Below are 26,066 nucleotides of genomic sequence, written 5' to 3'. Positions count from 1 at the left end.
TGTCCAGTTCTTGCTTTACACTGCCCGGCGTACATTCCTTAACCAGTTGATGAGACGATCGTGCTCAAGGCACTCAAAAAAATATTCGGCAAAGGAGACGCCGCGCCTCAGGCCGTCGATCCCGCTGCCAGCGTGAAAACGCCCGCGCCTGCTCCCGCTGCTGTGGCTCAGCCCCAGTCTCAGCCAGCGCCTCAGCCGGCCCCAACACTCGCCGACGCCAGCCCTGAGGCCCAAGCGCCTGCCGCCACCGACAAACCGGCCAAGGACAAACCGCGCCGCGAACGCAAGCCAAAGCCGCAGGCCAGCCTGTGGAAGCTGGAAGATTTCGTGGTAGAGCCGCAGGAAGGTAAAACCCGCTTCCACGACTTCAAGCTGTCCAGTGAAGTGATGCACGCGATCCACGACCTGGGCTTCCCCTACTGCACGCCGATCCAGGCGCAGGTATTGGGTTACACCCTGCGCGGCCAGGATGCGATCGGCCGGGCCCAGACCGGCACCGGCAAGACCGCCGCGTTCCTGATCTCGATCATTTCCCAGCTGCAGCAGACGCCGCCGCCCAAAGAACGCTTCATGGGCGAACCGCGCGCGCTGATCATCGCGCCAACCCGCGAACTGGTGGTGCAGATCGCCAAGGACGCCGCCGCCCTGACCAAGTACACCGGCCTGAACGTCATGAGCTTTGTCGGTGGCATGGACTTCGACAAGCAGCTCAAGGCCCTGGAAGCGCGTCATTGCGACATCCTGGTCGCCACGCCGGGCCGCCTGCTGGACTTCAACCAGCGCGGTGAAGTGCACCTGGACATGGTCGAAGTGATGGTGCTGGACGAAGCCGACCGCATGCTCGACATGGGCTTTATCCCACAGGTACGTCAGATCATTCGCCAGACCCCGCCGAAAAGCGAACGCCAGACGCTGCTGTTCTCCGCCACCTTCACCGAAGACGTGATGAACCTGGCCAAGCAGTGGACCACCAACCCGGCCATCGTCGAGATCGAGCCAGAAAACGTCGCCAGCGAGACGGTCGAGCAGCACGTCTACGCGGTGGCCGGCAGCGACAAGTACAAGCTGCTGTACAACCTGGTGACCCAGAACAAGTGGGAACGGGTGATGGTGTTCGCCAACCGCAAGGATGAAGTGCGGCGTATCGAAGAGAAGCTGGTGCGCGACGGTATCAACGCCGCCCAACTGTCGGGTGACGTGCCGCAGCACAAGCGCATTCGTACGCTGGAGAGCTTCCGTGAAGGCCGGATTACCGTGCTGGTGGCCACCGACGTGGCGGGCCGCGGTATCCACATCGATGGCATCAGCCACGTGATCAACTTCACCCTGCCCGAAGATGCCGATGACTATGTTCACCGCATCGGCCGTACCGGCCGCGCGGGGACCAGTGGCGTGTCGATCAGCTTTGCCGGCGAGGACGATTCCTACCAACTGCCGGCGATCGAAGAGCTGCTGGGGCGCAAGATCAAATGCGAGATGCCGCCGGATGAGCTGCTCAAGCCGGTGCCGCGCAAGCATCATTGAGGCACGCAGAGCCCAGTAATTCGCGATCTCTGTAGGAGCAGCCTTGCGCTGCGAAGAGGCCGGTGACAACACAGTCATCGTTGGTGTTAGCACTGGCCCTTTCGCAGCACAAGGCTGCTCCTACAGAGGCCGTGCTGCTTCCGAAGTACACCGATCGGCTTACCAGCGCCCCGCCGCATCCTGGTCACTCTGCTTCCCTTCCACCCAGCGCGGCCCGTCCTGGGTGTTTTCCTTCTTCCAGAACGGCGCCCGGGTCTTCAGGTAATCCATGATGAAGTTGCAGGCATCGAACGCCGCCTGCCGATGGGCACTGGCCACACCGACGAAAACGATCGGCTCGCCAGGCTCCAACGCGCCAATCCGGTGCAACACCTCGACCTTGAGCAAGGGCCAGCGCTGCTCGGCCTCGACCACGATCTTGGCCAACGCCTTCTCGGTCATCCCCGGGTAGTGCTCAAGGAACATCCCGGCCACCTCGCGGCCATCATTGAAATCACGCACGTAGCCGACAAACCCGACCACCGCGCCCACGCCGACATTCGCGGCATGCATGGCATTGACCTCGACACCCGGGTCAAACGCCCCGTGCTGCACTCGCACCGTCATGCTCAGCCTCCGGTCACCGGCGGGAAGAACGCCACTTCGTCGTCCTCTTGCAGCGGCTCGTCGAGCCGGCACAGCTCTTCGTTGCGCGCGCACATAAGGTTCTGCTCCGCCAGCAATTCATATTGCCCGCCCTTGGCCACCAGCGCCTTGCGCACATCGTCGATCACCGCGAAGTCACCTTCCACGCGTTCGGCATCGAGCCCGAGCAATTCCCGGTAACGGGCGAAATACATCACCTTGACCTTCATCACGCGTCCACCTTGTAGTGGCCGCTCTTGCCGCCGAGTTTTTCCAGCAGGCGCACCTGCTCGATCACCATGCCCTTGTCCACGGCCTTGCACATGTCGTAGATCGTCAGCGCGGCAACGCTGGCAGCGGTCAGTGCCTCCATCTCGACGCCGGTCTGGCCGGCCAGCTTGCAGCGGGCGACGATGCGCACTGCGTCCTGCCCTTCGGCGCTGAGCTCGACCTTGACGCTGGTCAGCATCAGCGGATGGCACAGCGGGATCAGGTCGCTGGTTTTTTTCGCCGCCTGGATACCGGCAATGCGCGCCACGGCGAACACATCGCCCTTGGGGTGCTCACCGTCGACGATCATCTGCAAGGTCTGCGGCAACATGCGCACCCGCGCCTCGGCAATCGCCTCGCGCTCGGTCACGGCCTTTTCAGTGACGTCGACCATGTTGGCCCGCCCCTGGGAATCAAGATGTGTCAGCACTGCTCTGCTCCTGTGAAGGGAACACAGAGTGTAAACCTGTGGGTCAGGTTTGAGCAGTGGCATGTACTGTCGGTGCTGGCCTCTTCGCGGGGCAAGCCCGCTCCCACAGGATCTCCACTGGCCTTGAATCGAGTGGATCTACTGTGGGAGCGCGCTTGCCCCGCGAAGAGGCCGGGCGGCGTACCGCCCGGCTGGGTGGGTTACAGATGCGACTCGGCGTACTCGGCCAGTACCGACCGTGGCACACCCTGCAGGGTGATGTGCACGCCATGGGGGAAGTCCTTGAAGCGCTCGGTCAGGTAGGTCAGGCCCGAGCTGGTCGCGGACAGGTAAGGGGTATCGATCTGCGCCAGGTTGCCCAGGCAGACCACCTTGGAACCGGAGCCGGCACGGGTGATGATGGTTTTCATCTGGTGCGGCGTGAGGTTCTGGCACTCGTCGATCAGGATCAGGCTCTGCTGGAAGCTGCGACCGCGAATGTAGTTCAGCGACTTGAACTGCAGTGGCACCCGCTCAAGGATGTACTCGACGCTGCCGTGGGTGCTCTCGTCATCCATGTGCAAGGCTTCGAGGTTGTCGGTGATGGCACCCAGCCAGGGCTCCATCTTCTCCGCTTCGGTGCCCGGCAGGAAGCCGATCTCCTGGTCCAGCCCCTGCACGCTGCGGGTAGCGATGATGCGCCGGTAACGCTTGCTGACCATGGTCTGCTCGATGGCCGCGGCCAGGGCCAGGATGGTCTTGCCCGAGCCAGCGGCGCCGGTCAGGTTGACCAGGTGGATATCCGGGTCGAGCAAGGCGAACAGGGCCAGGCTCTGATGGATGTCTCGCGGTTTCAGGCCCCAGGCTTCCTGGTGCAACAGGGGTTCCTGATGCAGGTCGAGCAGCAGCAGTTCATCATCGCGGATGCCCTTGATCCAGCCGACGAAGCCTTGTTCATCGATGATGAACTCGTTGATGTGCACTGCCGGCAGGTTGTCGATCATTTGCACACGATGCCAGGTTCGGCCCCGTTCCTGGCGGGTGTCGACCTTGCTGACCCGGTCCCAGAACGAGCCGGTGACCGAATGGTAGCCCTTGGACAGCAGCGACACGTCATCGACCAACTGGTCGGTGCTGTAGTCCTCGGCCGCGATACCGCAAGCACGCGCCTTCAGGCGCATGTTGATATCTTTGGTGACCAGCACCACGTCAAGGTCGGTGCGCCGGGCCCGTACTTCGAGCAATTGGTTGATGATGATGTTGTCGTTGAGGTTTTCCGGCAGCAGCTTGTTCGGCTCGTTGCGCGGGGTCATCAGGATGGACAGGAAGCCCTTGGGCCCACTCTTGTTACGCTGGATCGGCACGCCCTGCTCGACATCGCTGGGCGAGGCGTTACCTAAGGTCTGGTCGATCAGGCGAATGGCCTGGCGGCATTCGGCGGCGATGCTTTGTTTACCGGTCTTGAGCTTGTCGAGTTCCTCCAGCACCGTCATCGGAATGGCGACGTGGTGCTCCTCGAAGTTGAGCAATGCGTTGGGGTCGTGAATCAGGACGTTGGTATCGAGCACATACAGGATTGGCTTGCTGGAGGAAGGGTTGCGTCCTTGGTCATCCATACTCGGTCACCTTATGTCGAAGCCACACGGCGCGGTCTGCTGCGCCGCAGAGTGACTGCCGGTCTTCCCGTATCCGCGTTGCTACGGGCGGGAAGCGAACCTGACACGGTGGATGACGCCACCTGTGCTGCAGGGCTCGGCTGTCTGGTTTCTTCATACCGCATAAACGATGACTAAAAAAAGCATTTTTACGCGCAGGTGAAGTTTATTTTTCCGATTGACGAACAGGGGTTGGCGAGGGGGCGAGTGAGGTCTACAGTCAGATATTAGTCCCCCTGCTCACGATGCCCATAAGCCTGGCAGCCCTCCCAGCCAATGCCACTCTGCGCGGTGTTGCGCAACAACCACTCCACCGCCGGCTGTGCCTTGGGCAGGCTGTCGTGGAATTGGATCACCCCCTTGCGCCACAGCAGCATCAAGGTCATCACCCGCTGCGCCGAGGCCTCTGCGCTCAACGGGCCCTCATCCTGGGCATCGATATCCCACAACGACACCTGCAACTGCTGGCTGGCCATGAACGCTTCGCCATCGGCTCGACGCTGGCCATAAGGCGGACGGAACAGCGGCACGTACTGCGCCGGCAGGTCAGCCTGTACCCGCGCCTGGCTGCGCCGCAACGAATCCTGCCAGCCCTGCCACTGGGCATGAGAGCGGTACTCCCAGCCCTGAATACCCACGCATTGCCCGCGATAGAGCTGTCGCAGGGCCTCCACGGTGGCAGCGTCACGGCGTTGCTGCAGGCGATTGCCAAGCACGAAGAACGTGCCTTCAAGCTTTTGCCGGCGCAGGTAATGGGTGAGGGTATCGGTATAGCCGCCGTCGGGCCCTGGGCCCCCCACGAAGGTCAGCAGGAACATGCGATCGTTGAGCTCATCGCCATTGCGTTCCCGGTTGGACAGGCGCTCGACCTCGCTGCTGGTGTTCGGCAACAGGGCTGCCTTGCGCAGTTGCTCATCCAGGTAACGGACATGGAACTGATGGCTCGGCTCGACCCAGCCGGTATAAAACGTGCCGACATCTGCAGCGAAAGTCGCTGCCTGCGTACGCAATTCCGCCATCGACGTGACCGGGTAGCAGAACGAAGCATCCTGTTCGCAGCTGCGCTGGGCCTGTTGATAACCCTGCCACAAACGCTGCCACAGGCGTGCCCGCACCAAGCGGACCTTTTGCAGGTTGATCTGCCGCAACCCTAACCGGGCCGCCAGTGCGCCATCGTCCAGCAGTTCGCTCTCGTGCAGCACCTGGGCGAACGAGAGGATCTCGGCCCGCGAGGCCACATCGAACAGCGCCGGGCTGTCCAACTGCTCGGGCCACAGGTTGCGGTCCAGGCTTGCCTGGGGTGATGGGGCGGCCTGCACGGCCAGGCTCAACAACGTGGCCAGCAAGGCCGATGCAATGCGCACGGTGGGAAGCTCCGCAACAGCAAAACGCGCACTATAGCGCCTGGCTTGGCGATGGTCTGTGACTATCGTCGGCATAGTTTGGACTTGCCAGGCCCAGCCCGTAGAATCCCCGGCAACGATTCCAGGAGCCGACCCGATGCTGACGGTGATTTCCCCCGCCAAGACCCTCGACTACGACACCCCGCCGGTGACCGAGCGTTTCACCCTGCCCCAGTACCTGGACGACTCCCAGGCACTGATCGTGCAACTGCGCGAGCTGTCGCCCGCCCAGATCAGTGAACTGATGCACCTGTCCGACAAACTCGCCGGCCTCAACGCCGCCCGTTTCGGCAGCTGGACCCCAGACTTCACCCCGGCCAACGCCAAGCAAGCGTTACTGGCGTTCAAAGGTGACGTGTACACCGGCCTCGACGCCGAGAGCCTTGGCGAAGACGACTTCAGCTATGCCCAGGACCACCTGCGCATGCTCTCTGGCCTGTACGGCCTGCTGCGCCCGCTCGACCTGATGCAGCCGTACCGCCTGGAAATGGGCACCAAGCTGGCCAATGCCCGCGGCAAGGACCTGTATGCCTTCTGGGGCACGCGCATCAGCGAATGGCTGAACCAGGCCCTGGCCGACCAAGGTGATGACGTGCTGCTGAACCTGGCCAGCAATGAGTACTTCAGCGCGGTAAAACGCAGCGCCCTGAAGGCCCGCGTGATCAACGTCGACTTCAAGGACTTCAAGAACGGCCAGTACAAGATCATCAGCTTCTACGCCAAGAAAGCCCGCGGGATGATGAGCCGCTTCGTGATCGAGCAGCGCATCAGCGACCCAGAGCAGTTGAAGCAGTTCGACGTGCAGGGGTACTACTACAGTGCCGAGCAGTCGAAGGCGGATCATCTGGTGTTTTTGCGGGATCAGCCGGACGTCTAGAGACACATTTGATGCAAGGAGCAGAACCTCTAGCTGCTCCTTTCGTCACAATCTCGGACATTTCTGTCAATACGCTCACTCTGTTCCATTACCACGAAACCTACGCACGCTCACCCCAACCTCTAATAACTACGTACCGCTGTAGCTATTCGCTGAAGCTCTGCAGCACCGATATTCCAGCCTCTCTTATCTAGCAGCTTCTTATGCAGTGCTTCTTCAGTGTGACCCGCGTATCGGGCCTTCGCCTTTTTATATCTATAGTGTTTTTCTTGCTCTTGATAGTAGTCCAGCTCTCCCTGAGCCTTATCACGCTTATCTTCTGTTTTCGTTAACCTTCTGTGGTTTTCCGTAGTCGACTCTTTGTCGAAACGCTCCAATCGCTTGGCATACCTTTCATTTTCATCCTCCAGCCTCCGCTTTACCATTTTCAGATGACTACGTATACTCGCCAGCTTCTTCCTGTAAAGCAAAAATGCGACCCAATCTCTCATGCGTCCGCTAGGGTCACTATAATTAACAGGGTCGCCTGTACAGTAACCATAGGCATTCAGCCCGCCCGCGCCAAAAGGGCTTATTCGGTCAGGGGAAAGAAATCGCATTAACCGTGAATCGTATTTCCGATAGCCCTGGCCTAACCAATAGCGATCGGTGCTCTGCTCCAGCTGCTCGCCATTGAACCCCAGGGCTAGGTGCGTTAGGGGCTGCGGGGCGTACCCATACACTGAATAGGCACAATGTTCCCCGTCGCTTCTCTGCATGTGTTGAATTACAGACCCTGCCCTATCAACCGCCAGCAAACCTACGAAACTATCGCTGGAGCGACACTCTGCTAACGGCTGTTTCGCGACGCGGACAATTGTACAATCCTGTGTAGCCTTTTTTACGCTAGCCAACTTATTTCCTTGATAGAAATACCGTGCCGTGCGTTTATCACACTCCATCGTTAACTCCTTCTTTTACCGTGCACACCCCCGATTTGCCTGCCAGTGTTTATAAGTTTTACCCGTGAAACTACTAACAGATCTGATAGCTTGTAAGAGCCTTTAGCAAACGGCCTCAAGCATTTGGCGCTTTAGCGAGCAAGTATCGCGATGGCGTAAAAGACAGGATTACTCTGTACGGAGAAATAACTTACAGCGCTCAGCGAAACCTGACTGTAATCACTGTATTATTTTGATACGGGGGTACATATCTGAAATTGGGGCAGAGGCAGCCAGTTGCCCGACATGACATCTGCGGCTTCAAGACCGAGCGCCGCCCCGCGGCGCTTCGCAGCACAAGGCTGCTCCTACAGTTGTTTCGGGCCAATTAACCTTGTGGGAGGCGGTCGCGCGCCGCCTTCACAGGCGTGACTGGCCCGAAACAAACGCAGGAGCGAGCGTTGCTCGCGATGCGCCGCGCGGGCGGCGCTCGATCTCGAAACCCCAGAAAATCCCCCGCCAGGCACCAACCCCCACACAATCCATCACGGCAAATAGCCATCAACCGCCACCACGCCACAATTCCGACGCCAAAAAACCACCAGCCCACCCTTTATCGCCAAACGCCATAAGACCGTTCGTACCTTTTTTGACGTTTTTTGAAAAATATTTTTCGATACTGGCATTAAAACATCCCCCCTCAATCTCGCCCTTTATATACCGGGACGAAACGCCCCAGTGCTATCAGATTGAAACTATTTATCACTGAAGAATTATTTAGAAATCTTTCATCCGGGCAAAACCCAGCCAGGAACTTCTGTCATACCGGATCGCTCATAGTGCCGTAACGATTTTCCTGCCCCTGGGCTGTGAGAGATGACTTACAGATGACAACGGCAGGTATCCACTGCCCGCCACAGCAACTTCGACAGGTATAACGGGCACCCCCCAAGAGCCCTGTCCACGCAGGAGAGACGCGCCCTTACAAATCGTCCTAGTGGTTGATTTCAAAGGATTTATCCACTTGAAAAAACAAGCACAGCAGCGCGCCACGTAGCGCATTGCAATAAAGACGGCTGCACGCCAAGGCACGTTTTTTAATAATGGCTTTTTACTGCCAAGTTTGAGCGCACAACTTTTCGCGCTCCGGAATAATTTTGCCTGCGCTCGGCGAAGTGTGCATTCGCCATGGACCCGTGCGCCCAAAAACTGTTGTTAATCAACCTGGCCCGGCTCTTTCCGAAGGAGCCGGCGTGATAAACACACATGAGGTGATAGCGATGCGTATCAGCATCTTTGGTTTGGGTTATGTAGGGGCGGTCTGTGCAGGCTGCCTGACGGCGCGAGGCCATGAAGTGATTGGTGTGGACGTGTCCAGCACCAAGATCGACCTGATCAACCAGGGCAAGTCGCCCATCGTCGAACCTGGCCTGGAAGCACTGCTGCAACAGGGCATCGCCAATGGCCGCCTGCGCGGCACCACCGACTTCGCCGAGGCCATCCGCGCCAGCGATGTGTCGATGATCTGCGTCGGTACGCCCAGCAAGAAGAACGGCGACCTGGGCCTTGAGTACATCGAGTCGGTGTGCCGCGAAATCGGCTACGTGCTGCGTGACACCACCCGCCGCCACACCATCGTGGTCCGCAGCACCGTGCTGCCGGGCACCGTGAAGAACGTGGTGATCCCGATCCTCGAAGACTGCTCGGGCAAAAAGGCTGGGGTCGACTTCGGTGTTGCAGTCAACCCTGAGTTCCTGCGCGAAAGCACCGCGATCAAGGACTACGACCAGCCACCGATGACGGTCATCGGTGAACTGGACAGCGCCAGCGGCGACGTGCTGCAAAGCCTGTACGAAGAGCTCGACGCACCGATCATCCGCAAGCCGATCGAAGTGGCCGAGATGATCAAGTACACCTGCAACGTGTGGCACGCCACCAAGGTCACCTTCGCCAACGAGATCGGCAACATCGCCAAGGCAGTGGGTGTCGATGGTCGCGACGTGATGGACGTGGTCTGCCAGGACAAGGTACTGAACCTGTCGCAGTACTACATGCGCCCAGGCTTCGCCTTCGGCGGCTCGTGCCTGCCGAAGGACGTGCGCGCCCTCACCTACCGCGCCGCCAGCCTCGACGTGCGAGCGCCACTGCTCGATTCGCTGATGGCCAGCAACGAGTCGCAGGTGCAGAACGCCTTCGAGCTGATCGAAGCCCACGACAAGCGCAAGGTCGCCTTGCTCGGCCTGAGCTTCAAGGCCGGTACCGACGACCTGCGTGAAAGCCCGCTGGTGGAACTGGCCGAACGCCTGATCGGCAAGGGCTACCAGCTGGGCATCTACGACGAGAACGTCCAGTACGCCCGTGTTCACGGCGCCAACAAGGACTACATCGAATCGAAGATCCCGCACGTTTCCTCGCTGCTCAACGCCGACTTCCAGCAGGTCATCGACAACGCCGACATCATCGTCCTGGGCAACCGTGACGAGCAGTTCCGCGCCCTTGCCCAGCAAGCGCCGGAAGGCAAACAGGTGATCGACCTGGTGGGCTTCATGAGCAAAGCCACCTGCGGCACCAGCCGTACCGAAGGCATCTGCTGGTAACACCCTTGGCCGGGCAGCGCAGGTGCTCCTCAGGGAACACGCGCTGCCCTTCCTTCCCTGATTTCGCGACGGATGCTGAACATGCAAAGGCTCCAGACAGTGCTGTTGCAGTGCGCCGGGTGGCTGCTCTACATGAGCCTGCTCATGTTGATCGCCCTGGCCCTGCCGGCCGATATCTTCGACTCGCAGTCGAAGCACTTCATCTTCCTGGTCGGCGCAGTCGGCATCTGGCGCTACTCGATGGGCGCCACCCATTTCATCCGCGGCATGATCTTCCTGTACGCCGTCTACCCGTACCTGCGCCGCAAAGTGCAGAAGCTGGGCAAGGCTGCGGACCCGTCCCACGTGTACCTGATGGTCACCAGCTTTCGTATCGATGCGCTGACCACCGCGCAGGTGTACAGCTCGGTGATCCGCGAAGCCATCAACTGCGGCTTCCCCACCACCGTGGTCTGCTCGCTGGTGGAGATGTCGGACGAGCTGCTGGTGAAAAGCCTGTGGGCCAAATACAACCCGCCGGCACACGTCAAGCTGGACATCGTGCGCATCGCCGGCACCGGCAAGCGTGACGGCCTGGCCTATGGTTTTCGCGCCATCTCGCGGATGCTGCCAGACGAAAACGCCGTGGTGGCCGTGATCGACGGCGACACCGTGCTGGCCGATGGCGTGGTCTGCAAGACCGTGCCGTGGTTCAAGCTCTACCCCAATGTCGGTGGCCTGACCACCAACGAATTCTGCGAAGTGCGCGGCGGCTACATCATGAGCGAGTGGCACAAGCTGCGCTTCGCCCAGCGCCACATCAACATGTGTTCGATGGCCCTGTCCAAGCGCGTGCTGACCATGACCGGGCGCATGTCGATGTTCCGCGCCAGTGTGGTGACCAACCCCGAGTTCATCGCCGACGTCGAAAGCGACTCGCTGATGCACTGGCGCCTGGGCCGCTTCAAGTTCCTCACCGGTGACGACAAGTCCAGCTGGTTCAGCCTGATGCGCCTGGGCTACGACACCTTCTACGTGCCGGATGCCGCCATCAACACCGTCGAGCACCCGCCCGAAAAAAGCTTCCTCAAGGCCAGCCGCAAACTGATGTACCGCTGGTACGGCAACAACCTGCGGCAGAACTCCCGCGCGTTGGGCCTGGGCCTGCGGCGCCTTGGGCTGTTCACCAGCATCGTCCTGTTCGACCAGCGCGTGTCGATGTGGACCAGCCTGCTGGGCCTGACCGTGGCGGTGATCGCCAGCCTCAAGTTTGGCCTGGGTTTCCTGCTGGTGTACCTGCTGTGGATCGGCATCACTCGCCTGATCCTGACCGTGATGCTGCTGTGCTCCGGGCACAAGGTCGGGCCGGCCTATCCGCTGATCCTTTATTACAACCAGATCGTCGGCGCGATGATGAAGATCTACGTGTTCTTCCGCCTCGACAAGCAGTCCTGGACCCGCCAGCCCACTGCCCTCAAACGTGACCTCGCCAGCTTTCAACAATGGTTCAACACCTGGTCCTCGCGGACCATGACCTTCTCGGCGGCCAGCATCTTCGTTGCTGTGCTGTTCATGGTCGTGTGAGCCCAACCGGATCGGATCTAACAGGAACAAACCACCATGAATACCGCCGTGAACGTCAACGTCGTGCATGAGTCCGAAGCCCAGCGCCAACACGCCCGGGTGCGCATTCCAGCCAAGCTGCGCTTCCTGGATAACCAGCGCCAAACCCACGAAGTGAAGGTCGATGACCTGTCCGCCGGTGGCCTGAGCTTCCACACCAAACAGCAACTGTCGGTGGGCGATGTGCTGCGCGGGCGGCTGCAGTTCGTGGTCGACAACCTGGGCCTGTCGATCGACATCGAGTTCCAGGTGCGCTCCTTCAACCCCAGCAATGGCCGTACCGGCGCGCAGTTCCAGAACCTGGAGCCGCGCGACATCGCCACCCTGCGGCACATCATCACCAGCCACCTGTCGGGTGAGCTGATCAGCATCGGTGATGTGCTCAGCACGCTGCAGCGCGACAACTTCACCAAGGCGCGCAAGCAGAAGGATGGCGGTGCCGGCCTGACCGCCTTCGGCCGCCTCAAGGCGGTCAGCGTGACCCTCGGCGTGTTCGTGATCGGCGTGGCCGCCTTCGGTTTCGTTGCCAAGTCGCTGTACGGCATGTACTTCGTCAGCCACGCCGAAGCTGGCGTGGTCGCAGTGCCCACCACCAGCGTCACCATGCCCCGCGACGGCACCGTGAACAGCTTGGTTGAAAGCGGCGGCCAAGTGGTCAAGGGCGCGCCCCTGGCGAGTTTCAGCACCAGCATGCTGGACATGCTCAAAGGCCACCTGGACGACTCGCAACTGGAGCCGGCCAAGGTTGAGGAACTGTTCGGCAAGCAGCTTTCCGGCACCCTCACCAGCCCCTGCGATTGCGTGGTCGCCCGCCAACTGGTGGATGACGGCCAGTACGCCGCCAAGGGCCAACCGATCTTTCAGCTGATCCCACGCACCACCAACCCGATGGTCGAAGCGCGCTTCAGCTACCGCCAGTTCGACGAGGTCACGCCCGGCACCCGGGTCAACTTCCAGGTGGCCGGCGAAGACGAAGTGCGCACCGGCCAGATCGTCAGCAGCGCCAGCCTCAACAGCGAAGACCTGGCCTCCGACATCCGTGTGCAGATCAAGCCTGACAGCGGCCTGCCAGCAGAACTTGCCGGGCGCCCTGCGTCGGTCAGCAGCGACCGCGGGCCGTCGTTCAACTGGCTGATCGACAAAGCCGTGGCCCGTGGGCTGTAAGAGGACAAGCCGATGATTAGCACACAACCCGATACCTGTGGGAGCCGGCTTGCCGGCGATCGAGTGCGCAGCACTCGCCCAGCAGATGTGTCGCCCGCGCAGGCCTCTCGCCGGCAAGCCGGCTCCCACAGGGTCCGTGTGAACCTTGGGATGTGCGCCCTAGCCGCCGCCATCACGCTCGCCGGCTGTGCCGGCCTGCCTGACCAGCGCCTGGCCAACGAAGCCCTCAAGCGCGGCGACACCGCTTTGGCCGAGCGCAACTACAAGGCCCTGGCCGACCTCGGCTACAGCGATGCGCAAGTCGGCCTGGCCGACATCAAGGTCGCCACCCGCGACCCCGCGCAGATCAAGCAAGCCGAAGCCACCTACCGCGTCGCCGCCTCCACGTCGCCACGGGCCCAGGCTCGGCTAGGCCGCCTGCTGGTGGCCAAGCCCGACAGCACCCAGGCTGAACGTGAAGAGGCCGAAACGCTGCTCAAACGCGCCGCCCAGCAAGGCGAAAGCAATACCTTGATCCCGCTGGCGATGCTCTACCTGCAATACCCGCAGAGCTTCCCCAACGTCAACGCGCAGCAACAGATCGACCAGTGGCGCGCCGCCGGCAACCCGGAAGCGGGCCTGGCCCAGGTGCTGCTGTATCGCACCCAAGGCACCTACGACCAGCACCTGGGCGAGGTCGAGAGCATCTGCAAAGCCGCGCTCAATACCACCGACATCTGCTACGTCGAACTGGCCACCGTGTACCAGAAGCGCGGCCAGCCCGACCAGCAAGCCGCCCTGCTCGGCCAGCTCAAGGCGGCCTATGCCCGCGGCGCCGTACCGGCCACCCGGGTCGACAGCGTCGCCCGTGTGCTGGCTGACCGCAGCCTCGGCCAGACCGACGAAAAAACCGCCAAGGACCTGCTCGAACAGGTGGCGCCGGCCAACCCGGCGTCGTGGGTCAGCCTTGCGCAACTGGTCTACGACTTCCCCGAGCTGGGCGACACCGACCAGCTACTGGCCTACATCGACAAAGGCCGCGCCGCCGAACAGCCACGCGCCGAACTGCTGCTGGGCCGCCTCTACTACGAAGGCAAGACGCTGCCCGCCGATGCGGCAAAAGCCGAACAGCACCTGCAGGCCGCCGCCGACGCTGGCGAGGTCAGCGCCCATTACTACCTGGGCCAGCTGTACCGCCGCGGTTACCTGGGCAATGTCGAGCCACAGAAGGCCGTCGACCACCTGCTCGCTGCCGCCCGTGGCGGCCAGAACAGCGCCGACTATGCCTTGGCCCAGCTGTTCAGCGAAGGCCATGGCATCCGCCCGCAACCTGGCAACGCCTGGGTGTTCGCGCAACTGTCGCAGGCCAACCCGACGCCACAGTCGGCCGAACTGCTGCAGCAACTCGATCAGCAACTCACGCCAGACCAGCGCAGCCAGGCGCAAACCCTGCTGACGCAGGAAAAACAGGCGCGCGGCAGCATGGCCCAAGGCGCCAACAGCACCCTGGCCCTCGAAGCCCTGCAAGACGACGAACAAGAAGTAGACGGTGAGGACTCGCTATGACGCTCAATCCCTTCGTGAAAGCCGGCATCGGCCTGAGCTTCGCCCTGCTGTGGTCCTGCCCGACCCTGGCCGACATGACCGCGCAGAAAAACGTCGGCCTGGACGTGAAAATCACCGGCCAGTCGGAAGACGATCGCGACCTCGGCACCCGGCCCGGCGGTGACGTCAACGGCCTCGGTCTCGACCTGCGCCCCTGGGTGTACGGCGAGCGCGGCAACTGGAGCGCCTACGCCATGGGCCAGGCCGTCGCGGCCACCGACACCATCGAAACCGACACCCTGCGCCAGAACGACGACGGCACCACCACCGACACCGGTGACGACAGCCGCAAGCCGGACAAAAGCTACCTGGCGATGCGCGAGTTCTGGGTCGGCTACAGCGGCCTCACCCAGTACCCTGGCGAGCAACTGCGCTTAGGCCGCCAGCGCCTGCGCAGCGACGACGGCATGTGGCGCGACACCAACATCGAAGCCCTCAACTGGACCTTCGACACCACCCTGCTCAAGGCCGACCTGGGCGTGGCCCAGCGCTTCAGCGAGTACCGCACCGACCTCACCGAACTGGCCCCGGAAGACAAAGACCGCACGCACCTCTACGGTAACGTCGCCACGCAATGGACCCCCGGCCACTGGGTCGGCCTGCGTGCCCACCACACCCATGACAGCGGCAGCCTGAAAAGCCCCGGCGAGACGATCGACGCGCTCGACAAGACCCGCACCGGCGACCTCACCTGGCTGGGCCTGGAAGCCAACAGTGACGCCTACAACTGGCGCAACGACCACACCGTCAATTACTGGGGCAGCCTGACCTGGCTGACCGGTGACCGCGACAAGCTCAGCAGCCAGCAAGTTGGCGACGATCAAGTGGCCACCGGCAAGCAGAGCGGCGACGTCAACGCCTGGGCCACCGACCTCGGCATCCGCCTGCGCCTTGACCCCAACTGGCAAGTCGGTGCGGCCTACGCCCGTGGCAGCGGCGGCGGTGGCGATGACGGCTCGAACAACTTCGAGCAGACCGGCCTTGAGAGCAACCGCTCCAACTTCACCGGTACCCGCTCGCGCGTGCACCGCTTCGGCGAGGCCTTCCGTGGCGAGTTGGGCAACCTGCAGGCGGCCACCCTGTTTGCCTCGTGGCAACTGCGCGACGACTACGACGCCAGCCTGATCTACCACAAGTTCTGGCGCGTCGATGGCGAGCAGAACATTGGCTCCAGCGGCATCAACGCTGCGGTCAACGACAACGGCGTGAACCGCCCGCTGATCAATGGCGAAAAAGACCTCGGCCAGGAGATGGACGTGGTCGTCACCAAGTACTTCAAGCAGGGCCTGTTGCCCGCTTCGATGAGCCAGGCAATCGACGAACCGTCCGCGCTGGTGCGCCTGCGCGCCGGTGTGTTCAAGCCAGGTGACGCCTATGGCAAGGAAGCGGACTCGTACATGCACCGTGCCTTTGTCGACGTGATCTGGCGCTTCTGAGGCCGGTAGAGGATTTCTTGTCATGCCCCTTCACCCGCACCTACGTCACAGCCTCCTGGCCAGCGCCTTGCTGCTGGCCTCAGGCCTTGCCGTCGCCGCAGAACCCACGGTGATCGCCAAGGAACTGCAGCAGGCCAAGACCTACACCGTGTCCAGCGCGCCCACCGAGCCGCTGCACATGGACCCACCGAAACTGCCCGACCTCAGCGGCTTCACTGCCGAGGCGGTGCAGAACAAGATCGACCGCCGCCACAAAGGCAAAGTCAGCGTGCGCCGCATGCTGCAGGAAGAGTCGCTGAAGGAGTTCATCGGTGGCGACAACAAGGCCGCCGAATGGGTGCAACGCCAGCACGGCATCCCCCAGGCGATATTCGTCGATGACGGCCATGTCGACTTGGTCGAGCTGAGCAAAAAGGTACCCAAGCAGTACCTCAGCGAAGTCGAGCCGGGGGTGTACCTGGCGCGCCTGCCAATCGTGGTCGGGCAGAAGGGCATCCTCGAAATCAACGGCAAGGTCAAGCAACTGCGCCTGTCCCAGGAGGGCGGCGCGTTTCTGGTCAACGACGGCAAGCTGTTCGTCAGCGACACCCAGGTCACCGGCTGGCGCGAGAAGGACAACGGCCCGGCGACCTTCCGCTCGCCCAAGGAATTCCGCCCGTTCCTGCTGTCGTGGGGCGGCACCGAGACCTACATCGTCAACACCAAGATGGCCAGCTTCGGCTACGCCAAGTCCAAGTCGTACGGTGTGAGCATCTCGCAGTACACGCCGAACATGGCCAAGCGCATGGGCCGCCCGGAGCCGACCGGCTGGATCATCGGCTCGGAGTTCAGCGACATGTGGTACGGCTTCTACTGCTACGAGACGCAGGACTTCGTGGTCAAGGACAACACTTACCGCGACAACATCGTCTACGGCATTGACCCGCACGACCGTTCGCACCGCCTGATCATCGCCGGCAACACGGTGTACGGCACCAAGAAAAAGCACGGGATCATCGTCTCGCGTGAGGTCAACGACAGCTGGATCATCAACAACAAGAGCTACGACAACAAGCTCTCGGGCGTGGTGATCGACCGTAACAGCGTCAACAACCTGATCGCCTACAACGAGATCTACCGCAACCACACCGACGGCATCACCTTGTATGAAAGCGGCGACAACCTGATCTGGGGCAACAAGCTGATCAACAACCGCCGCCACGGCATCCGGGTGCGCAACAGCGTGAACATCCGCCTGTACGAAAACGTCGCCATGGCCAATGGCCTGGTGGGTGTCTACGGGCACATCAAAGACTTGTCCGACACCGACCGCGACATCGCCCTCGACCCGTTCGACACCAAAGTCTCGCTGATCGTGGTGGGCGGTGAGCTGGCGGCCAACGGCTCCGGGCCGCTGTCGATCGACTCGCCGCTGTCGGTCGAGTTGTACAAGGTGTCGATGCTCGCGCCGCGCAAGGCCAACGGCATCAGCCTCAACGGCATCCTCGGCGAGCGCCAGGACGAAATCCTCGACCTGCTGGTGCGCCAGCAAAAGGCTGTGCTGATCGACCCGGTCGAACGCCAGACCGAAATGATCGATTAAGGAAGCCCAGACCATGACTCCACACCTGATGAAACTGCTGGGCCTGTCCGCCGCCCTTCTGGCGATCAGCCAGGGCGTGCGCGCCGACGAGGTGAAAGCTCCGACGTTCAGCGCCGAACCCTGCTGCCAACTGTGCCCCGAGGCGCACGACGCCAGCCGCTACACCACCCGCTACCAGCAGAACTTCACCACGCTGGTACAGGCCCAGGGCGACTGGCTATTCCGTACCCGCGAGGACCTGCGCACCGAGTTCAACACCACCCCCGCCGGCTACAAGCGCCTGCAGCAGGTGCACGACGCGTTCAAGAAGCGCGGCGTGGAACTGGTCGTGGTCTACCAGCCGACCCGTGGCCTGGTGAACCGCAACATGCTCAAGCCGGAAGAAAAAGCCGCCTTCGACTACGAGAAGGCCCTGGGCAACTACCAGGCCATGCTCCAGCGCTTCAGCAAGATGGGCTACAACGTGCCCGACCTGTCGCCGCTGACCAACGAGCAACTGGCCGCCGCCGACCAGGGCAAAGACTTCTACTTCCGCGGTGACCAGCACTGGACGCCGTATGGCGCCGAGCGCGCCGCCAAGATCGTGGCCGACACCGTGCACCACATGCCGGCCTTCGAAGGCATCCCACGCAAGGAATTCGAAACCAAGAAGTCCGGGCGCATGGGCAAGACCGGCACCCTGCACAACGTCGCCGGCCAGCTCTGCGGTACCAGTTACGCCGTGCAGTACATGGACCAGTTCGCCACCGAGCCAAAAGGCGCGAGCGGCGGCGACGACCTGTTCGGCGATGGCGGCAACGCGCAGATCACCTTGGTCGGTACCAGCCACAGCGGCAAGAACTACAACTTCTCGGGCTTCCTCGAACAGTACATCGGCGCCGACGTGCTCAACGTCGCCTTCCCTGGCGGTGGCCTGGAAGGCTCGATGATCCAGTACCTGGGCAGCGAAGAGTTCCAGAAAAACCCGCCGAAGATCCTGATCTGGGAGTTCTCCCCGCTGTATCGCCTGGACCAGGAAACCATCTGGCGGCAGATCCTCGGCCTGCTCGACGATGGCTGTGACGCGCGCCCGGCGCTGATGAGCGCCAGCACCACGCTCAAGCCCGGCAAGAACGAGCTGATGGTCAACGGCAAGGGCGGTGTGATCAAAGACCTGATCAACCGCAACCTGCAGATGGACGTCAAGTTCGAAGACCCTTCGGTGAAGGTGCTGCAGGCCACCCTCTGGTACCTCAACGGCCGCCACGAGGACATCAAGCTGGAGAAACCGGAAACCTCCGACACCGACGGCCGCTTCGTCTTCCAGATGCGCGAAGACGAAGACTGGGCCAGCCAGAACCTGTTGGCCTTCGAGGTCCAGGGGCCGGAGAAAGGCACCCAGAAGGTCGAGGCCAAACTCTGCAAACGCAACAACTTCGCCGTGCCTGCGCAAACCGCGCAAGCCGGCCAGTGAGGCGACCATGACCCCATTCAAGCGACTCATCAGCCCCGCCCTGCTCAGCCTGGCCCTGTTCGGCGGCGCCGCGCACGCCGCGCTGGTACCGCCCCTGGGTTACTACGAGGGGATCGAAAAGCTCAAGACCAGCGATGGCAAGTTCCGCTGCGAACCCGCCCCCAAGCCGTACACCGGCGCGCTGCAGTTTCGCAGCAAGTACGAAGGCTCCGACAAGGCTCGGGCGACCCTCAATGTGGCCTCGGAAAAAGCCTTCCGCGACTCCACGGCCGACATCACCACGCTGGAGAAAGGCGTCAGCAAGATGGTCGGCCAGTACATGCGTGACGGCCGCCCGGCGCAGCTCGACTGCACGCTGGCCTGGCTCGAAACCTGGGCGCGGGCCGACGCCCTGCTGTCCACCGACTACAACCACACCGGCAAGTCGATGCGCAAATGGGCGCTGGGCAGCATGAGCGGATCGTGGCTGCGCCTGAAGTTCTCCAACGCGCAGCCCCTGGCCGCGCACCAGGCCGAGGCCAAGCAGATCGAGCGTTGGTTCGCCCGCCTGGCCGAGCAGACCGTGCGCGACTGGAGCGACCTGCCGCTGGAGAAGATCAACAACCACAGCTACTGGGCGGCCTGGTCGGTGATGGCCACGGCCGTGGCCACCGACCGTCGCGACCTGTTCGACTGGGCTGTGAAGGAATACAAGGTCGGCGCCAACCAGATCGACGACCAAGGCTTCCTGCCCAACGAAATCAAACGCAAGCAGCGCGCCCTGGCTTATCACAACTATGCCCTGCCACCGCTGGCGATGATCGCCAGCTTTGCCAAGGTCAATGGCGTGGACCTGCGCAGCGAGAACAACTTCGCTCTGCAGCGCCTGGGTGAAGGCGTGCTGGCCGGCGCCCGTGACCCGCGCCATTTCGCTGAACGCGCCGGTACAAAACAGGACATGAAAGACCTCAAGGTCGACAGCAAGTACGCCTGGCTCGAGCCCTGGTGCGCGCTGTACCAGTGCGTCGGCGACACCCTGCAGCGCAAGCACGGTATGCAGCCGTTCGACAGCTTCAGGCTCGGCGGCAACCTGACCCGGGTCTATGACCCGAGCGCGGCTTCGAAGAAATAACGCAAAACCCTGTGGGAGCCGGCTTGCCGGCGATGGGCCGCGAAGCGGCCCCTGACTATCGCTGGGCAAGGCTTCGCCTTGCATCGCAGGCAAGCCAGCTCCTACAGGAATCTAGGTAGCCCGCCACATTGCGTGGGGGGTTTGGGGGGCGCTTTGCCCTGGATGCTGTGAACAAATTAGGAGAACCGGGATGGTCTTCTCGTCCAACGTGTTCCTGTTCCTGTTCTTGCCGATCTTTCTCGGCCTGTACTACCTGAGCGGGCAACGCTATCGCAACCTGCTGCTGCTGATCGCCAGCTACATCTTCTATGCCTGGTGGCGGGTGGACTTCCTCGCCCTGTTCGCAGGCGTCACCCTGTGGAACTACTGGATCGGCCTGAAAGTCGGCGCCGCCGGCGTGCGTACCAAACCGGCCCAGCGCTGGCTGCTGCTGGGCGTGGGCGTCGACCTGGCCATCCTTGGCTACTTCAAATACGCCAACTTCGGCGTCGACAGCCTCAATGCGATCATCACCTCGTTCGGCCTGGAGCCGTTCATCCTCACCCACGTGCTGCTGCCGATCGGTATCTCGTTCTACATCTTCGAGTCGATCAGCTACATCATCGACGTGTACCGCGGCGACACCCCGGCCACCCGCAACCTGATCGACTTCGCGGCATTCGTGGCGATCTTCCCGCACCTGATCGCCGGCCCCGTGCTGCGCTTCAAAGACCTGGTCGACCAGTTCAACAACCGCACCCACACCCTGGACAAATTCTCCGAAGGCTGCACCCGCTTCATGCAGGGCTTCATCAAGAAAGTGTTCATCGCCGACACCTTGGCGGTGGTGGCCGACCACTGTTTCGCCCTGCAGAACCCGACCACCGGCGATGCCTGGCTGGGCGCCCTGGCCTACACCGCGCAGCTGTACTTCGACTTCAGCGGCTACAGCGACATGGCCATCGGCCTGGGCCTGATGATGGGCTTTCGCTTCATGGAGAACTTCAAGCAGCCCTACATCAGCCAGTCGATCACCGAGTTCTGGCGCCGCTGGCACATCAGCCTGTCGACCTGGCTGCGTGACTACCTGTACATCACCCTGGGCGGCAACCGCAAAGGCACCTTCAACACCTACCGCAACCTGTTCCTGACCATGCTGCTGGGCGGGCTGTGGCACGGCGCCAACTTCACCTACATCCTCTGGGGCGCCTGGCACGGCATGTGGCTGGCGATCGAGCGGGCGCTGGGCATCGACACCAACCCGCAGCGTTTCAACCCGGTCAAGTGGGCCTTCACCTTCCTGCTGGTCGTGGTCGGCTGGGTGATCTTCCGCGCCGAGAACCTGCACGTGGCCGGGCGCATGTACGCCGCCATGTTCAGCTTTGGTGAATGGCAGCTGTCGGAGCTCAACCGCGCCCAGCTGACCGGCTTGCAGGTGGCCACCCTGGTGATCGCCTACCTCACCCTGGCGTTCTTCGGCCTGCGCGACTTCTACCGCAATGCCAAGCCGACACCCAAGGCAACCCCGGTGCAGGTCAACGCCGACGGCTCGATCGGCCTGGACTGGACTCGGGTGCTGACCCGCGCCCTGGTCCTGCTGCTGTTCGTGGCCTCGATCCTCAAGCTTTCGGCGCAGAGCTATTCGCCGTTCCTTTACTTCCAGTTCTGAGGTTGATGACCATGACCCGGACATTACGCATTACCTATTCGCTGTCGTTCCTCGGCCTGCTGGTCGGCATGGGCGCCTGGTCCACCGGCGGCCTGGAAAGCTTCCAGCGCACCGCGCAAATGACCCTGCTCAACGGCAAGCTGGCCAAGGCTGCCGAGACCCACTACGACGAGCAGTTCCCGATCAAGCGCCTGGGCACCAACCTCTGGGCGGCGCTGGACTTCAAGCTGTTCAACGAAGGCCGCCCGGGCGTGGTGCTGGGCCGCGACCAGTGGCTGTTCAGCGATGAAGAGTTCAAACCCACCGCCGGTGCCGAGCAACTGATGCAAGAAAACCTGGCGCTGATCCGTGGCGTGCGCGACACCCTGCAACAACACGGCAGCCAGCTGGTGCTGGCAATCGTGCCGGCCAAGGCGCGGGTCTATTCCGAATACGTCGGCAAGGAGTTGCCCGCCAGCCTGCACGACGACCTGTACAACCGCTTCCATGCCCAAGCCCGCCAGGCCAACGTGTTCGCCCCAGACCTGATGGCGCCCATGGAACAGGCCAAGGCCCGCGGCCAGGTGTTCCTGCGCACCGACACACACTGGACGCCGATGGGCGCCGAAGTCGCCGCACAAGCCCTGGCCGAAGCGGTCAGCCGCCAGAGCCTGCTCAATGGCGACCCGCAAACCTTCATCACCGAAGCCGGCAACACGGCGCCCTACAAAGGCGACCTGACCAACTTCCTGCCACTGGACCCGCTGTTCAGCAACCTGCTGCCGAGCCCGGACAACCTGCAGCAACGCACCACGCGCCCAGCCCAAGCCGCTGGCGATGCGGGCGACGCGCTGTTCGCCGACAGCCAGATCCCGGTCGCACTGGTCGGCACCAGCTACAGCGCCAACCCGCACTGGAACTTCCTCGGCGCCTTGCAGCAAGCCTTGCGCAGCGACGTCGCCAACTACGCCGAAGACGGCCACGGCCCACTGTTGCCGATGCTCAAGTACCTGCAAAGCGATGCCTTCAAAAATGCCGCGCCACAAGTCGTGGTGTGGGAATTCCCCGAACGTTATCTGCCCATGAAAAACGACCTCAGCAGCTTCGATCCGCAGTGGATCGCCCAGCTGAAGAACTCCCGTAAATCCGAAGAAAACCTGGCCCTGTCGTCCACCCGGACGAACCACTGATCGAAAGAGAGGAAATGCACATGACTACCAAGACTTCCATTGCCAAAGCCCTCACCCTCGCAGCAGGCCTGTCCCTTGCCTCGATGCAGGCCTTCGCGGGTGCCGACGCCGCGCTGTACGGCCCGACCGCACCGAAAGGTTCGACCTTCGTGCGCCTGTACAACGCCGCCAGCGCGCCTGCCGCCGCCTCGGTCGGCAACACCCAGATCAAGCAGGTCGGCGCCCAGGCCAGCAGCGATTTCAGCTTCCTCCCAGGCGGTGACTACACCGCCCAGGTGGGCGGCAAGAGCGTGCCGGTCAAGCTGGCCTCGGACAAGTACTACACCCTGGTCAACAGCGGCAGCGGCAACCCGCAACTGATCGAAGAGCCACCGTTCAAGAACAAGCAGAAAGCCCTGGTACGCGTACAGAACCTCAGCGACCAGTCGCTGACCCTGAAGACCGCCGACGGCAAGACCGAAGTGGTAACGCCGGTCGCCGCCAAAGGCCGTGGCGAGCGTGAGATCAACCCGGTCAAGGTCAACCTCGCCTTGTATGCCGGCGACAAGAAAGTCAGCGACGTCAAACCCGTCGCCCTGGAGCGCGGCGAAGCTGCCGTGTTGTACGTCACCGGTTCCGGCAGCAGCCTGTCGCCGGTCTGGGTTACCCGCCCAGTGTCCACTAACTGATCCCCTGCCTCATTAACGACCTTATTGGAGAAACATCATGATCCCGGTAATTCTTTCTGGTGGTAGCGGTTCGCGTCTGTGGCCTCTGTCGCGCAAGCAGTTCCCCAAGCAGTTCCTGGCCCTGACCGGTGAGCACACGCTGTTCCAACAAACTATCCAACGCCTGGTGTTCGAAGGCATGGACGCGCCGATCGTGGTCTGCAACAAGGACCACACGTTCATCGTTCAGGAACAGCTCTCGGCACTGAAGCTGAAAACCCAGGGCATCCTGATGGAACCGTTCGGCCGCAACACCGCCCCAGCCGTGGCGATGACCGCGATGAAGCTGGTCAGCGAAGGCCGCGACGACCTGATGCTGGTGCTGCCCGCTGACCACGTGATCGACGATCAGAAAGCCCTGCAGCGCGCCCTGGCCCTGGCCACCGTGGCCGCCGAGCGTGGCGAGATGGTGCTGTTCGGCGTGCCGGCGACCAAACCCGAGACCGGCTATGGCTACATCCGCTCCAGCCAGGACGCACTGCTGCCTGAAGGTGTGGCGCGGGTGGCGCAGTTCGTTGAAAAGCCCGACGAGAAACGCGCCGCCGAGTTCGTCAAGGCCGGGGGCTACTTCTGGAACAGCGGCATGTTCCTGTTCCGCGCCAGCCGCTACCTCGAAGAGCTGAAAAAGCACGACGCCGACATCTACGACACCTGCGTGCTGGCCCTGGAGCGCAGCCAGGCAGACGGTGATGTGCTGAACATCGACGAAGCCACCTTCGCCTGCTGCCCGGACAACTCCATCGACTACGCGGTGATGGAAAAGACCCAGCGCGCCTGCGTGGTGCCGATGTCGGCCGGCTGGAGCGACGTGGGCTGCTGGTCATCGCTGTGGGATGTGCACGAGAAGGACGACAACGGCAACGTCACCAAGGGCGATGTGGTGGTGCAAGACAGCCGCAACTGCATGATCCACGGCAACGGCAAGCTGGTGTCGGTGATCGGCCTTGAGAACATCGTCGTGGTCGAGACCAAGGACGCCATGATGATTGCCCACAAGGACAAGGTCCAAGGCGTCAAGCAGATGGTCAAGACCCTCGACGAGCAAGGCCGCAGCGAGACCCAGAACCACCTGGAAGTGTACCGCCCATGGGGCTCGTACGATTCGGTGGACATGGGCGGCCGCTTCCAGGTCAAGCACATCACCGTCAAACCAGGCGCCAGCCTGTCGCTGCAGATGCACCACCACCGCGCCGAGCACTGGATCGTGGTGTCCGGCACCGCCGAGGTGACCTGCGACGAGAACGTGTTCCTGCTCACCGAGAACCAGTCGACCTACATCCCGATCGCCTCGGTGCACCGCCTGCGCAACCCGGGCAAGATCCCACTGGAGATCATCGAAGTGCAGTCCGGCAGCTACCTGGGCGAAGATGACATCGAGCGCTTCGAAGATGTGTATGGGCGCACTTCCACGCCGGTCGAGCGTGGGGTTTCGGTGAAGACCATCGCGCAGTAATGCGAAGCCCGCCCCGCCTCCTGCAAAGAGGCGGGGCTTTCGGGTGACCGCTTTGCTGATTTACAGCTTCAGGTCGACACGGCCTGCCTGAAATGTGAAAGGCTGAGCGTTGTAGTGGAATGCAAGCGTGAAGGCGAAGGACAAGGCTTTACCTGGTTCCCACGCCAACTGGGTGATGGCGTAATTTTCAGCCGCGATCAAACCGTGATTGACGCTGGCAAAGGCGCGCTTGACCGAAGGTTGGTTGTTTTGATCGTACTCCAGAAGGAACACCGCCCCCAGGGCCAGCAGGCCACCCTCAAGGCCGATGGACTGCTTGACTGCGACAAAGTTCGGGCGCTCACGGTCACCGCTGTAACCCCGTTCATTAGCGTCGAACTCGGCATTATCTTTCAGTGCTGGAACGATCACCGCAGAGGCAGCACTTGCGATGTTGCGCTGCAGCGTAGAGGCGGGCTTTTCATAGGCAATATCAAACACACCCTTTGAGACGTGAAAGTCACGCGCATATTCATCTTTGCCTTTGAAGTCAAACTGACCCGCGACCCCACACTCCTCTCGGTTCCATACCAGGTTTTGAATGACGCCACTGTGCGCATGGCCTGATACGTCACTCCCCAAGTAAGCCGATGTGCCCCCCTCACCGAGGGTATGGTCACCATCCTTGATGCCCAACGGGAAGCCAATGTAGATGAATTCTTCAACGCCCTGCGCGGGGTTGCGGATACCCAGCACACCGCCGAGCGGGTCGCACCAGACGCCTTGAGCAATGAACTGCTCGCCTGTTGGCAGGGTGGCAGTCATCGCACCCGATGCGTTGCCGGTCTTGGTATTAAGTACGCTCATGATTGACTCCGAAAACTGATGATTTTAATGAG

21 protein-coding genes are annotated in these 26,066 nt (G+C 62.0%); 14 read left to right on the top strand and 7 right to left on the bottom strand.

Annotated elements, in window-relative coordinates; translation table 11 throughout:
- The first annotated feature begins 60 nt into the window (after positions 1–60).
- Positions 61–1,524 carry an ATP-dependent RNA helicase RhlB gene (gene rhlB / locus D886_RS0118440; protein WP_027595318.1) on the top strand — a complete coding sequence of 488 codons (1,464 nt, stop codon included), beginning with the start codon at positions 61–63 and terminating at the stop codon, positions 1,522–1,524.
- A 159-nt stretch (positions 1,525–1,683) separates the two neighbouring features.
- Here rhlB and moaE read toward each other — a convergent pair whose 3' ends face one another.
- The 5 genes from moaE to D886_RS0118415 all read right to left on the bottom strand — a co-directional run bounded on the left by moaE (position 1,684) and on the right by D886_RS0118415 (position 5,846).
- Positions 1,684–2,130: a molybdopterin synthase catalytic subunit MoaE gene (gene moaE, locus D886_RS0118435; RefSeq protein ID WP_027595317.1), complete on the bottom strand. Its 447-nt coding sequence runs from the start codon at positions 2,128–2,130 to the stop codon at positions 1,684–1,686.
- A gap of 2 nt (positions 2,131–2,132) precedes the next feature.
- Entirely contained in the window at positions 2,133–2,378 is a 246-nt protein-coding gene (locus D886_RS0118430) for a MoaD/ThiS family protein (protein WP_027595316.1), read from the bottom strand.
- Positions 2,378–2,848, bottom strand: coding sequence for a cyclic pyranopterin monophosphate synthase MoaC (gene moaC, locus D886_RS0118425; protein ID WP_027595315.1), 471 nt, complete (start codon positions 2,846–2,848; stop codon positions 2,378–2,380). Before moaC ends, D886_RS0118430 begins: the two co-directional genes overlap by 1 nt.
- 200 nt (positions 2,849–3,048) lie before the next feature.
- Positions 3,049–4,443, bottom strand: a complete 1,395-nt coding sequence (locus D886_RS0118420; protein WP_027595314.1) for a PhoH family protein — start codon at positions 4,441–4,443, stop codon at positions 3,049–3,051.
- A 266-nt stretch (positions 4,444–4,709) separates the two neighbouring features.
- Positions 4,710–5,846 carry a polysaccharide deacetylase family protein gene (locus D886_RS0118415; protein ID WP_027595313.1) on the bottom strand — a complete coding sequence of 379 codons (1,137 nt, stop codon included), beginning with the start codon at positions 5,844–5,846 and terminating at the stop codon, positions 4,710–4,712.
- 136 nt (positions 5,847–5,982) lie between these two features.
- Between D886_RS0118415 and yaaA the strand changes: the two genes are divergently transcribed.
- On the top strand, positions 5,983–6,762 hold the full coding sequence (yaaA, locus tag D886_RS0118410) for a peroxide stress protein YaaA (protein ID WP_027595312.1): 780 nt from the start codon (positions 5,983–5,985) through the stop codon (positions 6,760–6,762).
- 122 nt (positions 6,763–6,884) lie between these two features.
- On the opposite strand, the gene D886_RS27480 is transcribed toward yaaA, so the two are convergent.
- Positions 6,885–7,703, bottom strand: a complete 819-nt coding sequence (locus tag D886_RS27480; RefSeq protein ID WP_050580770.1) for an RHS repeat-associated core domain-containing protein — start codon at positions 7,701–7,703, stop codon at positions 6,885–6,887.
- A gap of 1,259 nt (positions 7,704–8,962) precedes the next feature.
- On the opposite strand from D886_RS27480, the gene D886_RS0118400 reads away from it, so the two are divergent.
- From D886_RS0118400 to D886_RS0118345, 12 genes are all read left to right on the top strand, one after another.
- Positions 8,963–10,279 (top strand): nucleotide sugar dehydrogenase, encoded by a 1,317-nt coding sequence (locus D886_RS0118400; RefSeq protein WP_027595311.1) that lies wholly within the window; start codon positions 8,963–8,965, stop codon positions 10,277–10,279.
- A gap of 81 nt (positions 10,280–10,360) precedes the next feature.
- Positions 10,361–11,842, top strand: a complete 1,482-nt coding sequence (locus D886_RS0118395; RefSeq protein ID WP_172960386.1) for a glycosyltransferase family 2 protein — start codon at positions 10,361–10,363, stop codon at positions 11,840–11,842.
- Positions 11,843–11,878: 36 nt separating this feature from the next.
- The gene (locus D886_RS0118390; protein WP_027595309.1) at positions 11,879–13,045 is read left to right on the top strand and encodes an alginate biosynthesis protein Alg44; all 1,167 of its coding nucleotides are present in this window, start codon (positions 11,879–11,881) and stop codon (positions 13,043–13,045) included.
- Between the two features lie 150 nt (positions 13,046–13,195).
- Entirely contained in the window at positions 13,196–14,590 is a 1,395-nt protein-coding gene (gene algK / locus D886_RS0118385) for an alginate biosynthesis TPR repeat lipoprotein AlgK (protein ID WP_050580769.1), read from the top strand.
- Positions 14,587–16,065, top strand: a complete 1,479-nt coding sequence (locus D886_RS0118380; protein WP_027595307.1) for an alginate export family protein — start codon at positions 14,587–14,589, stop codon at positions 16,063–16,065. The genes algK and D886_RS0118380 overlap by 4 nt, the downstream gene beginning before the upstream one ends.
- Positions 16,066–16,087: 22 nt before the next feature.
- Positions 16,088–17,647, top strand: a complete 1,560-nt coding sequence (gene algG, locus D886_RS0118375) for a mannuronan 5-epimerase AlgG (protein ID WP_027595306.1) — start codon at positions 16,088–16,090, stop codon at positions 17,645–17,647.
- Positions 17,648–17,660: 13 nt separating this feature from the next.
- On the top strand, positions 17,661–19,100 hold the full coding sequence (locus D886_RS0118370) for an alginate O-acetyltransferase (RefSeq protein ID WP_027595305.1): 1,440 nt from the start codon (positions 17,661–17,663) through the stop codon (positions 19,098–19,100).
- 7 nt (positions 19,101–19,107) lie between these two features.
- A complete protein-coding gene (locus D886_RS0118365) occupies positions 19,108–20,211 on the top strand; it encodes a mannuronate-specific alginate lyase (RefSeq protein WP_027595304.1) in 1,104 nt (367 codons plus the stop codon).
- 190 nt (positions 20,212–20,401) lie between these two features.
- The gene (locus D886_RS0118360; RefSeq protein ID WP_027595303.1) at positions 20,402–21,859 is read left to right on the top strand and encodes an MBOAT family protein; all 1,458 of its coding nucleotides are present in this window, start codon (positions 20,402–20,404) and stop codon (positions 21,857–21,859) included.
- A gap of 11 nt (positions 21,860–21,870) precedes the next feature.
- Complete coding sequence (locus D886_RS0118355) at positions 21,871–23,028, top strand: alginate O-acetyltransferase (protein ID WP_027595302.1); 1,158 nt, start codon at positions 21,871–21,873, stop codon at positions 23,026–23,028.
- A 20-nt stretch (positions 23,029–23,048) separates the two neighbouring features.
- Positions 23,049–23,696 (top strand): alginate O-acetyltransferase AlgF, encoded by a 648-nt coding sequence (locus D886_RS0118350; protein WP_027595301.1) that lies wholly within the window; start codon positions 23,049–23,051, stop codon positions 23,694–23,696.
- A gap of 37 nt (positions 23,697–23,733) precedes the next feature.
- A complete protein-coding gene (locus D886_RS0118345; RefSeq protein WP_027595300.1) occupies positions 23,734–25,188 on the top strand; it encodes a mannose-1-phosphate guanylyltransferase/mannose-6-phosphate isomerase in 1,455 nt (484 codons plus the stop codon).
- Positions 25,189–25,248: 60 nt separating this feature from the next.
- Here D886_RS0118345 and D886_RS0118340 read toward each other — a convergent pair whose 3' ends face one another.
- Positions 25,249–26,034 carry a hypothetical protein gene (locus tag D886_RS0118340; protein ID WP_027595299.1) on the bottom strand — a complete coding sequence of 262 codons (786 nt, stop codon included), beginning with the start codon at positions 26,032–26,034 and terminating at the stop codon, positions 25,249–25,251.
- Between the last annotated feature and the right edge of the window lie 32 nt (positions 26,035–26,066).

Source organism: Pseudomonas sp. LAIL14HWK12:I7 (assembly GCF_000483465.1).
Lineage (GTDB): Bacteria > Pseudomonadota > Gammaproteobacteria > Pseudomonadales > Pseudomonadaceae > Aquipseudomonas > Aquipseudomonas kermanshahensis.
Note: the sequence above shows the minus strand (reverse complement) of the source record. Positions and strands in the feature narration are given on the sequence as shown.

Bases quoted from the DNA above. Each gene is read 5' to 3' on its own strand.
- algK (WP_050580769.1), top strand. From the start codon at position 13,196: ATGTGCGCCCTAGCCGCCGCCATCACGCTCGCCGGCTGTGCCGGCCTG.
- D886_RS0118370 (WP_027595305.1), top strand. From the start codon at position 17,661: ATGACTCCACACCTGATGAAACTGCTGGGCCTGTCCGCCGCCCTTCTG.
- D886_RS0118395 (WP_172960386.1), top strand. From the start codon at position 10,361: ATGCAAAGGCTCCAGACAGTGCTGTTGCAGTGCGCCGGGTGGCTGCTC.
- D886_RS0118420 (WP_027595314.1), bottom strand. From the start codon at position 4,443: ATGGATGACCAAGGACGCAACCCTTCCTCCAGCAAGCCAATCCTGTAT.
- D886_RS0118390 (WP_027595309.1), top strand. From the start codon at position 11,879: ATGAATACCGCCGTGAACGTCAACGTCGTGCATGAGTCCGAAGCCCAG.
- D886_RS0118430 (WP_027595316.1), bottom strand. From the start codon at position 2,378: ATGAAGGTCAAGGTGATGTATTTCGCCCGTTACCGGGAATTGCTCGGG.
- D886_RS0118355 (WP_027595302.1), top strand. From the start codon at position 21,871: ATGACCCGGACATTACGCATTACCTATTCGCTGTCGTTCCTCGGCCTG.
- D886_RS0118360 (WP_027595303.1), top strand. From the start codon at position 20,402: ATGGTCTTCTCGTCCAACGTGTTCCTGTTCCTGTTCTTGCCGATCTTT.
- yaaA (WP_027595312.1), top strand. From the start codon at position 5,983: ATGCTGACGGTGATTTCCCCCGCCAAGACCCTCGACTACGACACCCCG.
- D886_RS0118380 (WP_027595307.1), top strand. From the start codon at position 14,587: ATGACGCTCAATCCCTTCGTGAAAGCCGGCATCGGCCTGAGCTTCGCC.
- D886_RS0118340 (WP_027595299.1), bottom strand. From the start codon at position 26,034: ATGAGCGTACTTAATACCAAGACCGGCAACGCATCGGGTGCGATGACT.
- D886_RS0118400 (WP_027595311.1), top strand. From the start codon at position 8,963: ATGCGTATCAGCATCTTTGGTTTGGGTTATGTAGGGGCGGTCTGTGCA.
- D886_RS0118350 (WP_027595301.1), top strand. From the start codon at position 23,049: ATGACTACCAAGACTTCCATTGCCAAAGCCCTCACCCTCGCAGCAGGC.
- moaE (WP_027595317.1), bottom strand. From the start codon at position 2,130: ATGACGGTGCGAGTGCAGCACGGGGCGTTTGACCCGGGTGTCGAGGTC.
- algG (WP_027595306.1), top strand. From the start codon at position 16,088: ATGCCCCTTCACCCGCACCTACGTCACAGCCTCCTGGCCAGCGCCTTG.
- D886_RS27480 (WP_050580770.1), bottom strand. From the start codon at position 7,703: ATGGAGTGTGATAAACGCACGGCACGGTATTTCTATCAAGGAAATAAG.
- D886_RS0118345 (WP_027595300.1), top strand. From the start codon at position 23,734: ATGATCCCGGTAATTCTTTCTGGTGGTAGCGGTTCGCGTCTGTGGCCT.
- D886_RS0118365 (WP_027595304.1), top strand. From the start codon at position 19,108: ATGACCCCATTCAAGCGACTCATCAGCCCCGCCCTGCTCAGCCTGGCC.